Annotated in this window: 9 protein-coding genes; 2 read left to right on the forward strand and 7 right to left on the reverse strand. The window is 42.4% G+C overall.

Translation table 11 applies throughout. The features are described 5' to 3' along the window. Positions 1-2 precede the first annotated feature (2 nt). On the reverse strand, positions 3-2,006 hold the full coding sequence (locus tag QNM16_RS22345) for a methyl-accepting chemotaxis protein (protein ID WP_284022484.1): 2,004 nt from the start codon (positions 2,004-2,006) through the stop codon (positions 3-5). 214 nt (positions 2,007-2,220) lie between these two features. Between QNM16_RS22345 and QNM16_RS22350 the strand changes: the two genes are divergently transcribed. Continuing rightward, positions 2,221-3,813: an ABC-F family ATPase gene (locus QNM16_RS22350; RefSeq protein ID WP_284022485.1), complete on the forward strand. Its 1,593-nt coding sequence runs from the start codon at positions 2,221-2,223 to the stop codon at positions 3,811-3,813. Positions 3,814-4,471: 658 nt separating this feature from the next. Here the strand turns inward: QNM16_RS22350 and QNM16_RS22355 are convergent. After that, positions 4,472-6,340 carry a DUF885 domain-containing protein gene (locus QNM16_RS22355; protein ID WP_284022486.1) on the reverse strand — a complete coding sequence of 623 codons (1,869 nt, stop codon included), beginning with the start codon at positions 6,338-6,340 and terminating at the stop codon, positions 4,472-4,474. Positions 6,341-6,853: 513 nt separating this feature from the next. On the opposite strand from QNM16_RS22355, the gene QNM16_RS22360 reads away from it, so the two are divergent. Then, positions 6,854-8,419 (forward strand): polysaccharide deacetylase family protein, encoded by a 1,566-nt coding sequence (locus QNM16_RS22360; protein WP_284022487.1) that lies wholly within the window; start codon positions 6,854-6,856, stop codon positions 8,417-8,419. Positions 8,420-8,498: 79 nt separating this feature from the next. Here the strand turns inward: QNM16_RS22360 and mltG are convergent, their stop codons facing one another. The 5 genes from mltG to fabG all read right to left on the reverse strand — a co-directional run bounded on the left by mltG (position 8,499) and on the right by fabG (position 12,809). Beyond that, positions 8,499-9,476 carry an endolytic transglycosylase MltG gene (gene mltG, locus QNM16_RS22365; RefSeq protein ID WP_465251039.1) on the reverse strand — a complete coding sequence of 326 codons (978 nt, stop codon included), beginning with the start codon at positions 9,474-9,476 and terminating at the stop codon, positions 8,499-8,501. Then, positions 9,476-10,240, reverse strand: coding sequence for an aminodeoxychorismate lyase (gene pabC / locus QNM16_RS22370; RefSeq protein WP_284022489.1), 765 nt, complete (start codon positions 10,238-10,240; stop codon positions 9,476-9,478). The genes mltG and pabC overlap by 1 nt, the downstream gene beginning before the upstream one ends. Before the next feature lie 57 nt (positions 10,241-10,297). Then, positions 10,298-11,536, reverse strand: coding sequence for a beta-ketoacyl-ACP synthase II (fabF, locus tag QNM16_RS22375; protein WP_063362220.1), 1,239 nt, complete (start codon positions 11,534-11,536; stop codon positions 10,298-10,300). A gap of 81 nt (positions 11,537-11,617) precedes the next feature. Further along, positions 11,618-11,854, reverse strand: a complete 237-nt coding sequence (gene acpP, locus QNM16_RS22380; RefSeq protein WP_010374019.1) for an acyl carrier protein — start codon at positions 11,852-11,854, stop codon at positions 11,618-11,620. 208 nt (positions 11,855-12,062) lie between these two features. Beyond that, entirely contained in the window at positions 12,063-12,809 is a 747-nt protein-coding gene (fabG, locus tag QNM16_RS22385) for a 3-oxoacyl-ACP reductase FabG (RefSeq protein WP_284022490.1), read from the reverse strand.

A 12,809-nucleotide genomic window follows, 5' to 3' on the forward strand; every position in this document is an offset into this window, starting at 1 on the left:
TCCTAAGTTTTAAATTGGCTCATCATCAGCCTAAGTGTTTCGGCCATTTCTGCCAGTTGCTGACTTGCCTGCTTATTTTCTTGTGCGTGATTTGAACTGAGGTTAGTGATGTCATGCATATGCTGCACGTTCTCAAATTGGCTTGCCGCAGCTAGGCTCTGCTGCTCAGAAGCCGCCGCTATCTGCTGGCTCATGTCTTTGATGGTTTCAACACTGGTTACTATCGAGCCTAGCGTGCCCTGCACAGCCTCGATACCACTGACACACGTATGCGTTTCACGTTGAGAGTTAGACATGGTATCCACTGCGCCCTTCGCACCATCTTGCAAGCCAGCAATGGCTTTCTCAATTTCTTCTGTGGCATCCTGTGAGCGACTCGCCAATGTTCTTACTTCATCTGCTACAACAGCAAAACCACGCCCCTGCTCCCCGGCCCTTGCAGCTTCTATGGCCGCGTTTAACGCCAATAAGTTAGTTTGCTCTGCAATGCTTCGGATCACTGCAAGCACCGTATTGATATTTTCTAGCTCATTACTGAGCTGATTAATAGCATTAGCTGAGGTCTCAATAGATGACTCAAGCCCTTTAATATTTTGCACATTCGTTACTAGCAAGCTTTCCCCTGATGCAGCCTCCGAGCTCGCTTGCTGCACTTGATCCAAAGTGCGATGTATGCTGTCGGTAACTGAGCTCACCGTTTCTTTCATTTCAGATATGGAGCTGCTCATTGCACTCATTTGCTCGCTCTGTTGCGTTGCACTGCTGCAACTTTGCTCTGCTATGATATTGGTTTGTTCGGCAGTCGATGCCAGCAATTGCGTGTTGCTGGTGACATCTCTAAGGGTTGACGCAAGCGTGGTGATCAACTTTTGTACATTCGTAGCAAGTTGGCCAAACTCGTCTTGTTTAAAGCCAGTCAGTTGCACCGTTAAATCACCTTGTGCAGCTTGATTAATTGAATCAATAATTGAATGTAATGGCTTGCGTACACTGTTAATCACAAAGTATGCAATCGTCACAGACAATACAATCGTGACCACCGTGAGTGCAGTGGTGACCTGTTGGCTTTCTGAAATCGAATTTTCAGCCGCTTGTTGCGCCTCTTCCGTCGACCCAACAATACGCGTATTGAGCTCCTTGAGCTGTGTTTGTAGTTTGTTCGCCGTAATAGAAGCTTCTTCAATTAGCGTTTTTAGGCGCTTTTTCTCATTTAATGTCTCTATCCTTGATTTAAGCGCGTTATCTGAACCCACAATCGCTTCTTTGAACTTTGAAAAGTTACTCTCCATATCAGCCAGCGATTGACTATTGGCCACATCAGGTGATTGCTTCAATGTTACTAACTGACCTTCCATTTCCGCTATCGACTCTTTGGCGACACTGGTTACATTCATGATTTCAAAGGTGATGCTCGAGACTAGCCCTGCATTCACTTCGTCAACAAGCGTTTCAACATTTTCTATGAGCGCATTTACCGTATCTGATACGCTTTGGTCATCAGATATGCCATCCAGATCGTACGCCAGACTAAGTGTTTCGTCACCCATATCCGCGAACTCACTGGCTAATTCTGATGTTTTCTCTTTTAACTTAAGTGCACTGATTGCATTAGAAAATGCTTGGTCTGCTCGTTGAAAAAAGAGTGAGTTTAGCTTTCTTGAATTATCAAAGGGTGTACTTAATGAAAGTTCTGCTTTCGTCAGCTCAGTCAGCTTACTCAGGGCACTTTCATTTATTTTTCTTTGCGTATCGTACTCAGTACGAATTGCGTTTACTGCACCAAGCGACGTTGCTTGGTCGAGTTGTGTAAGGGACAATCTGGATAACAAAACAGACTGCAACATATTATTGCCAGAGATCAGCGTAGGTACGCTTTGTTTAGAAACCTTCTGAACAGATCCACCGATAGTTATGTTCCCTGTCAGCGCTACTATGTAAATAATGCAAGCTAAAACTACAACTGCCGTAAACCCACTCATTACACGAGCCGAAACGGTTAATTGCATATTGTAATGATCATTTTATGTCTACGTAATTAAACTTATAGTCAACAATCTGCATATTGGCGAGTTTGACACTAAAATTGAACGAATCTGAACAATGCCATAGTTTTCACCGCATCGAATTGCCGAAATCACACATTTATATGGTTCAGCACTTGCAGTTGTAGCCTTCAGCGGGTAACGTGGCGCCGATTTAAACTTTTTAAGGTATGAGATTTTGATTTCTACAGCGAATATCACACAACAATTTGGCTCTAAGCCGCTTTTTGAAAATATCTCCGTCAAATTTGGCGAAGGTAATCGCTACGGCCTGATCGGTGCAAATGGCTGTGGTAAATCAACCTTCATGAAAATTCTTAGCGGTGAGTTAGAACCTACTGGCGGTAATGTAAGCTACGATCCACAAGAGCGTGTAGCCAAGCTTAATCAGGACCAATTTGCTTATGAAGAATATACAGTCATCGACACTGTTATCATGGGCTATAAAGAACTTTGGGAAGTAAAGCAAGAACGTGACAGAATTTACTCTCTCCCTGAAATGAGTGAAGAAGAAGGCATGATTGTTGCCGATCTTGAAGTTAAATTCGCTGAAATGGACGGCTATATGGCAGAGTCTAAAGCTGGCGAACTTCTCCTAGCTGTAGGTATCCCGACTGAACAACACTTTGGTTTGATGAGCGAAGTCGCCCCTGGATGGAAGCTTCGAGTACTACTTGCACAAGTCCTATTTGCCGACCCGCATATCATGTTACTAGACGAACCAACCAACAACTTGGATATCGACACAATCCGCTGGCTTGAGCATACCTTAAATGAGCGTAACTGCACGATGATCATCATCTCGCACGACAGGCACTTCTTAAACAGTGTGTGTACACATATGGCTGATTTAGACTACGGTGAGCTGCGTCTTTACCCAGGCAACTATGACGAATATATGACCGCAGCCTCACAAGCGAGAGAGCGATTACTGGCAGATAATGCGAAGAAAAAAGCACAAATTGCTGAATTACAAACCTTCGTCGCACGATTCTCTGCAAATGCTTCAAAAGCCAAACAAGCAACATCTCGTGCCAAGCAAATTGATAAAATTCAGCTAGAGCAAGTAAAGGCGTCAAGCCGTCAAAACCCATTTATTCGTTTTGAACAATCTAAAGAACTATTTAGAAATGCACTTGAGATTGAAAACTTATCTCAAGGCTTTGAAGAAGATTTATTCAGTGGCTTTAGCGGCATTTTTGAAGTCGGCGAAAGAATTGCCATCATTGGTGAAAACGGCGTTGGTAAAACGACATTACTAAATACATTGGCAGGTCAACTACAGCCTCGCGATGGAGCCTTTAAGTGGTCTGAAAATAGCAATATCGGTTATTATGCTCAAGATCATGCTGAAGACTTCGAAAAAGACATGGATCTGATGGAGTGGATGGGTCAATGGCGACAAGAAGGTGATGATGAGCAAGTATTACGCAGCTTCTTAGGCCGTATGCTGTTCTCTCAAGATAGCATCAAGAAATCAGTTAAAGTCCTGTCAGGTGGTGAGCAAGGCCGAATGCTACTTGGTAAGCTGATGATGCATAAACCAAATATCCTATTAATGGATGAGCCAACTAACCACATGGACATGGAATCCATTGAATCATTGAACACCGCACTTGAACAGTACAAAGGTACTTTGTTCTTCGTTTCTCATGACCGTGTATTCGTTGACTCTTTGGCAACACGTATCCTAGAAATCAAAGACAACAAGGTAACAGACTTTAAAGGCACTTATACTGAGTTCTTAAAGTTCAGAGGTATCGAAGATTAACCTCTTTTGCGCGGCGATTTCGCCGCGCATATACTTGCTAGGGCAAATTAGCTAAATTATCCAAAATCGCTGCCTTTATGTCACAAAAAAGTATCTTCGCATGTCGCACTTAGACCACAATTTAGAAAATACACGATACTGGTCTTAAGCTCAGGAATATATAAGTTATTTGAGATATAGCCATAATTTGTGCCACTATGGGGAGACACGGTGCAACCATGTATCTGGTGTTTGAACAAGCCTAATGTATACTTCTATTCCTCAGACTCCCTAACCAAACTTTACTGGTCAATCAATTTATCGCGCTCATTTTGTGATTACCACTCATCATCATGGAGAATATGAGACATTCACTTTGATAAATCCGTCACTGTGGAGGCCACTAGTGTTGATGCTGCGGTTACCTGACGCAGAATAGGCCAAGTATTCACGCATATACCATCTTGTAGTTCATAGCCTGACGTTACGCTCGCTAATTCAGCTTCTCCCCCCACTAAAAATGCTTAGTTAAGCTCTAACCTATCTACGATTTTATCGCGCATTGCGTATGCGTTAGGTTGCGCCAATAATGACTTTAATTACGTATCACCTTATTCATAAATGTACCAAACTATACTCACAAAAAAAGGGCTCAAGGCCCTTTTCTCAATGATGCGTTTTACATCGCTTTTCTCTTTTCTACCCACTTAGCGATATCTTGCTCTACTAAAGCCAACGGACGTGCACCTTTGAGCAAAATTTCATCATGAAAAGCTGTCATATCAAATTTACTACCAAGCGCCTGTTGTGCATCTTTTCTCAACGCCTCAAACTTTAACATCCCAAGTTTGTACCCTAAAGCTTGACCCGGCCATGCAATGTAACGATCGATAGCGGGTACTACATCACTCATTGCTGAGCCTGTTGCTTCTGCAAAATATTCAATCGCTTGCTGACGTGACCACTTTTTATAGTGTAGACCGGTGTCGACTACAAGCCTTGCTGCGCGGTATGCTTCCGCTTGCAATCTTCCTAAATCACCAAACGGGTCTCCTTCATACATGCCCATCTCATAAGCCAGTAATTCAGAATAAAGCGCCCATCCTTCAATATAGCCATTAAATGACGCATTTTGTCTCATCAAACCGATGTCTGTTTGCAGCATGTTTAAAGCAATTTGGAAATGGTGACCCGGCACCGCCTCATGATACGTTAACGTCTTTAAGCCAAAACTAGGCACTGCCTTCATATCTTTAAGGTTAATGGCAAATACCCCAGGACGACTGCCATCTAACGACGGACCATAATAATATCCGCCCGGCGCGCCAGCCTCAACTTCAACTGGGATACGTTTCACTTCCACTTTTTGCGGTGGTAAAGTCGAAAAGTACTGAGGGGCTTTTTTATTGATGGTCTCAATTTCGCCTGCTAAGAAATCCAGTAGGGCTTGCCTACCCTCATCACTGTCTTCAAACAAAAATCTAGGTTCTTCATTAAGTTGCTTCATTCGCTCGCTAACCGAGCCTTTGGTATAGCCGTTATCTTTGAGGATCTCGTCCATTCTTTGCGTAATACGAGCCACCTCTGCAAGACCAATATCATGGATCTGCTGAGCAGTCATATCTGAATCAGCTAAATAAGTTATTGCATGCTGATAAAAGGCTTCACCATTGGGCTGAGACCAAATACCTACTTGTTCTGAAGCTTGATTTTCAAGCGATTTCATCGTCGCCGTGACGCGTTCAAAAGCAGGGTAGACTTGCTGCTCAAGTACTTGTGTGGCAGACAAAAGCAACGCTTGCGTTTGCGTATCAGATACATTTGGTGTATTTGCAAGTTTTTGTGCAAGTGACGTAACCAATACATGTTCAGCAGCTTTAGATTGAGTATATTTGGTTAAATAAGATAGTGTATTTGGAAACAATGGCTTAGGCAGGATCACACCGCGCTTGGCATCGCTCAACACTTTCTCATTGACTTGATTTACCATAGTAGCAAAGGCGGATAATCGTGCCACATACGCTTCAGCATCAGATGCATTATTCACTTCATGCTGGTTTTGTAATACGCCAGGTATATCCATCAAAGGACCTGAAATCTGATTCACAATATAAGGTAAATGCCCACCCCAGGTATCAATGTACCCTGCTGCAAAAACACTGTCTCCGGCGTAGTAACGGGCGATGACCTCATTGACCTGCACGTGTAAGCGGTCTTTGTCGCTCAGTGATGCTGATTGAAGCTGCTTGAGCTGCGCCGCCGCACGAGTCATGTCAATCTGCATGGCTTGCATGCCTGCAACAGAATAATCAGGAAGTCGATTTTCATATGCACCGTACTGATCACTATCTAACTTTAACGAGGTCGCCATCGCAGGCTGATGATTTATAAATGCTTTAGTATATTGATCAACAACTAGATCAACATCGGCCCTGTTTACAACTTCTTGGGTGATCTCTGCATTATTGTTTTGATAAGATGTTGTTTCTTTTGCACATCCCGAAATTGCTAAAAGCACACCTGCTGCTAGCATACTGACCTTTCTCATTTTTATTCCCCAAGGTGTGTTGTCATTTTATTTTTAAAATACTCAACGACGGTTCATCACAGTATTTTAAATCCTTTTGTAATCTACATAAGTTCAATTTGTATGTCACTTGTAGCTATAGTTGTTTAGTCAAAAAATCTCGTAATCTGTAAATATATATGCGCTTTAGCAGTCTGCTCTATCATAAAACACACAGATAATTTAACTTTAAGCTTACCCTGAACCTACCCATAGATAACCCTGTGTTCACACCTCATTTTTCAGTATATTTCAGTGTTTCTGAATATTTAAAAATAATGAATAATCACCTTGTAATGAAAAGCTTATTCAGCATAAAAACCACACTTGCCCAATATTTTAAATCAATGTTTTTTTTGATTTTATTTATTTAAATCACTCATTTGAGGCAGGTCAAACCGATGTCAACTGGCCTCCTTTCAGCCCCTGAATTTGACTCTTTTTTATGTACAATGCAGACATCCCAATATGAAAAACTTTAAGTAAGGACCTACCATGAAGTTTAAAATGTCAGCGCTGTCACTCAGTGTTTTAATGAGTTTTTGTGCTATTGCACAAACTAGCTCACATGAGCTTGAAAACGTTTCATTGCAGTCTCAGTCAAATCAATATGACTATTCAGATAATCAACCGTGGAGTCAGATGCCTCCTGCTAATTTAAGGCCTGTGCAAGTACCTTTATTTGTGTCGATTGGTTTTGATGACAATGGCTCTAAAGAAGGAATGGATTGGATAAGTAATTATACTCGCCATGTTCACAATGACATCGGTGCAAACAACCCAGCTACATTTGACGGTGAACCGGTTAGATTTACGTTCTTCCACACTCCATCATATATTGTGAAAGAGGCTGGAGATGAAGTAGGCATTAAACATGCGTGGCGTGATGCTTATGTAGATGGCCATGAGGTAGGTAACCATACTTTTAGTCATCGAGACGGCGGTCCTGACACAGGTAATTTCAGTGAGCAAGAGTGGACCAACGAACTCAGTATTACACAAACTTGGCTGAGTAAACCTTACGATCCAAGTGAAGTGACCAATGGCGCAAACAATGCTGCAGGCCCTGGCGTACCAGCCAGTGAAATTATCGGTTTTAGAACACCTTACTTGAACCATAATAACGCCTTGTTCTCTGCCTTAGTGAAAGGGAATTTTGTGTACGATACCAGTATTGAAGAAGGCTGGGATAGCCAATTCAATGGCACCAATAACGCATGGCCATACACATTAAACAATGGCACACCAACCAAACGTGTTGGTAAGCCAGACGTGGGGAATTACCCTGGACTTTGGCAGCTGCCATCTAACGTATTTGAAAAGCCTGAAGGCGGCAAAATGGTCGGCTTCGACACCAATATGTGGGTGAGCACAAATATGAGCAAAAATGCCGTACTTGAGATGCTTAAGCATAATTTACATCTAAGGCTTGAAGGAAACCGCTCACCATTACTGTACGGCGCACATGCCCATATCTATGCACCAGCTTACGATCAAGGTGGCCGTGCAACAACCTATTTGGAACGTCAGCAAGCAATTGAAGAGTTTATCCAATATGCACTGAGCATTAAAGTAAATGGCCAGCCTGTTGTTCGTATTGTACCATTTAAGGACATCATAGAGTGGATGCGTAACCCAACGCCATTAACTGACGGTAAAGTTGTCACTGTCAGAAGCATTGGTGCGAGCCCGACTTATATCCAAGGCAATATCTATCAAAGAGGCGATCAGGTATACCACGAGGGCAAATATTACGAGGCGAAATGGTATGCGGATTCTATGCCAGGCTCACAGAGCCCAGATTACGACCCATGGAAGCTAATTACTAGGGATCAAGCAACTAAAGTAAGCCACCTAGGCTCTGTAACACCGGTAGGCGACATTTATGGAGACACTTTAATTGCGCCAGATAAAGCACAAACCTTCTTCTTTAACGCAGCACCTGGTGCACAGGTTAAAAGTGTGACACTTAACGGCGTCAATTTAGGCGCAGTTGACCAGTATACATTTAGCAACTTAACAGCCAACCAAACATTAACAGTTGAGTTTAGCAAGCAGTAACCCCTCAAATATAATAGGCTGCACTATCGTGTAGCCTATCTTAATTAACATCTTTTATATGTACATATATGAATGAGCGCTATTGATTAAGTATATATTTTCGCACCGCTCGGTTGTGTTCCTTCAAAGACTTAGAAAAGTGATGTGCGCCATTGCCTTTAGATACAAAATAAAAATAATCCGTTTGCGCGGGCTGCACAGCAGCTAACAGTGCATCGTGTGACGGCATAGCGATAGGTGTAGGAGGAAACCGCTCAATTCGATAAGTATTATAAGGTGTATACTCTTTAAGATGTGAACGGGTAATATCTCCTTTAAAACGCTCTCCTAATCCATAAATAACTGTTGGATCAGTTTGCAGTCGCATTCCTTTATTTAAGCGGTTGTGAAACACAGAAGAAATAATATCTCGCTCAGCCGCTTCACCCGACTCCTTTTCAATTATCGACGCTAATATGAGCGCTTCATACTCATTTTTCAAAGGCAAATTATCACTGCGCTTGGCCCATGTGTCTGCAAGCACTCGCTTCATTTTTTGATGTGACCGTTCAATTAATGCTGACGCCCGAGTGCCACCTTCATAGTGATATGTATCGGGGTACAACCACCCTTCTGGATGATGGTTATCATACTGTTTAAAGTTTGTTCCATCCCCGTCTACAATATCAAATACTAAAAACGCGCTGTTTTTGAGGTTTTTCAGCACTGTGCTGTAAGTATCGCCTTCAATAATCGTAAACGTAAAATCTGCTTTATCGCCGTTGTGTAGCCTTTCAATCGCAGATAATACCGATAACCCCTGCAAGTTATACACACCCGCCTTCAAGGTAAACTTATTTGGATATAACTTGCTGTAAAGTTTATAGGGTAAACAGCTCTTGAGCACTTGCTGAGACTGCCATTTTGTACATAAGCTTGTGAATGTTTCGCCTTGTGATATTTCTACATAATCATCAGGTATATTAAGCATTTCACTGCGGATCGGTTCAAGAAGACGGTAGCCACTATAAACGGCGATTACAAAAATAAACGTAACGGCCCACAACAACATTCGGATCATAAAGAAATTTCTATCTTCGTTTTTAATTCAAGTGCAGTTTGCAGGTTAAAGGTTTTTTTGTCTATTGATTTTACAGGTACTAATCCCATCAAGCTATTGCACATGAAGACCGCATCTGCATTCATTAAATCTGTCATTGAAATCGCTTCAACGGCAATGTCATGATGATCTGACAACAGACTAAGATAGACCCCTCTAATGCCACACAATGCTAAGTTAGGTGTAATAAGTTGCCCGTTTTTTACTATGATAATATTGCTTGCAGAGCATTCAATCACATTATCCTGTAAATCCAGCACTACCACGTCGTCACCAGAGAGCCCCAAGGCATCCTCTTTGATCAGAACTTGCTCTAAACGATTGAGCGTCTTTAACCCAGCAAGCAAAGGCTGATGGCCTAATTTTACATTACTGACAGACAATGAAACACCTTGCGCCTGCCACTGAGCATAGTGGCTGGGAAACTCACTTTTAGAGACAATCACCGTCAGGTCAATGTGTTCAGGTAAAGCATAACCTCTGCCACCTTCCCCCCTTGTGATAAGAAGCTTAAGTACCCCTAGATGACAACCTTTAATCGCATTTTGACAGGCTTCTAACAAGGCTTGCTCATCAAGCTCAGGAAAGTGCAGCGCCTGCTGACATTGCTGTAACCTTTGGAGGTGATAAGGCCATAGTTGAAGTGCCTCATTTTCGACTTTGATGGTGGTAAAAAAACCATCACCATAGCTTAAACCCCGGTCTCGATGACTGATTTCCATATATTTCTCCAACAAAAAAGCCTGGCATTGCCAGGCTTTTTCAAATTTTAAATAGACTTAAATCTTTTTAAATAATAGTGAGCCGTTAGTGCCACCAAAGCCAAATGAATTACAAAGCGTATATTCTAACTTCGCATCACGTGCTGTATGAGGTACATAATCCAAATCACAGCCTTCATCTGGGTTATCAAGGTTGATCGTCGGTGATACCTTTTGATCAACCAGTGACAAGATACTGATAATTGACTCTACAGATCCAGCAGCGCCAAGTAAGTGACCCATCATTGATTTAGATGAGCTTACCATTACGTCTTTCGCTGCATTACCAAAAATAGACTTAACAGCAGATGTTTCCGCGATGTCACCAGCTGGTGTTGACGTACCGTGTGCGTTGATATAGCCGATCTGATCTGCATTCACACCAGCGTCATTCAGTGCATTTTCCATCGCAAGAGCTGCACCTGAACCATCTTCTGGTGGCGAAGTCATGTGGTAAGCATCACCACTCATACCAAAGCCAACTAGCTCTGCATAAATTTTCGCACCACGAGCCTTAGCATGCTCATACTCTTCAAGCACAATCACACCGGCACCATCAGCCAATACAAAACCATCTCGGTCTTTGTCCCAAGGACGAGATGCAGCCTGAGGATCATCATTACGAGTAGATAACGCACGCGCTGCACTAAAGCCACCCATACCAATTGGCGTAGATGCCTTTTCCGCACCACCGGCTACCATAGCATCCGCGTCGCCATAGGCAATCATACGCGCTGCATGACCAATGTTGTGAAGACCTGTTGTACACGCAGTTACGATTGAAATATTCGGACCTCTTAAACCATGCATGATAGACAAATGTCCTGAGATCATGTTGATGATGGTAGACGGTACGTAGAAAGGTGATAACTTGCGTGGACCACTGGCGATCAACTTATGGTGATTCTCTTCAATCAGAGTTAATCCACCAATCCCTGAACCGACTGCAACACCAACACGGGCGGCATTCTGCTCAGTGATTTCTAAACCTGAATCCTTTAATGCTTGGACACCAGCTGCAATGCCATATTGAATAAACAAGTCCATTTTTTTTGTGTCTTTTTTGGACATGTATTCTGTCGCATCAAAGTCATTGACTAAGCCAGCAAACTTAGTTCCAAAACTTGATGTATCAAAATGCGTGATGTTTGAAATGCCACTACGACCTTCTAATAGGCCTTGCCAGGTTGACTGAACATCATTACCTAGCGGCGTCAACATACCTAAGCCAGTTACTACGACTCGACGTTTAGCCACGGTTTCCTCCAAAAAGGGATTTGAAATTTTGCGGGGGTAGAATGAATGAGGGCAGCGAGTGCTGCCCTTCAGATCCGTTAATTACTCAGCGTGAGCAGTAACGTAGTCAATCGCTGCCTGAACAGTAGTGATTTTCTCAGCTTCTTCATCAGGGATCTCAGTGTCGAACTCTTCTTCTAGAGCCATTACTAGCTCAACAGTGTCAAGAGAGTCTGCACCTAGGTCGTCTACGAAAGAAGCTTCAGATTTTACTTCTTCCTCTTTAACACCTAGTTGCTCAACGATGATTTTTTTTACGCGTTCTTGGATGTCGCTCATTCTTCTTTCCTTTATTAAAACGCTTTTGCGTTAATTTCAGATTGCGGCGTAGTTTACGGCGCATCATGTATTGATTCAAGGATTGACTAAGACTTTTTTGTCTGGTCAAACCTGTTACTCATTTTTTTTACTCTTTATCGCCTATTTTCAGGGCAAATTCAAGCTTGTTTGCGGCAAGATCACAAAAATTTAAATTATTTTGTAATCTTTACACCATATACATCGCACCGTTTACGTGCAGTGTTTCACCCGAAATATAAGCAGCAGCATCTGAAGCTAGGTATGCAACTGCTGCTGCAATCTCTTCAGGCTGACCCAGACGACCTGCAGGTACATTTGCAAGTGTTGCTGCCTTTTGATCTTCAGTTAACTCATCTGTCATATCAGTTTTAATAAAACCAGGTGCAATCACGTTTACAGTGATACCACGTGATGCAACCTCGCGTGCCAGTGACTTAGAAAAACCAATCACACCCGCTTTAGCTGCAGCATAGTTAGCTTGACCAGCGTTACCCATAGTGCCGACTACTGAGCCGATATTAATAATGCGACCTGATTTTTTCTTCATCATTGGACGCAATACAGCTTTAGATAAACGATAAATTGCACTTAGGTTAGTGTCAATAATATCAGTCCACTCATCTTCCTTCATGCGCATAAGTAAGTTATCACGCGTAATACCCGCATTGTTAACTAGCACATCGATGTCGCCGAAATCAGCCTTAATTTGCTTTAAAACTGCATCAATAGATTCAACGTCAGTGACATTTAATTTATAACCTTTACCGTTTTCACCTAGGTATTCACTGATCTTTTCAGCACCAGATTCACTTGTTGCTGTTCCAAGTACTGTCGCACCTTGCGCTACAAGCGTTTGCGCTACTGATTTACCAATACCGCGGCTCGCACCGGTTACCAACACAATTTTATCTTTCAAATCAAAAATATTTGACAT

Origin of the sequence: Pseudoalteromonas umbrosa (assembly GCF_030125375.1) — a bacterium.
GTDB classification, from domain to species: Bacteria; Pseudomonadota; Gammaproteobacteria; order Enterobacterales; family Alteromonadaceae; genus Pseudoalteromonas; species Pseudoalteromonas umbrosa.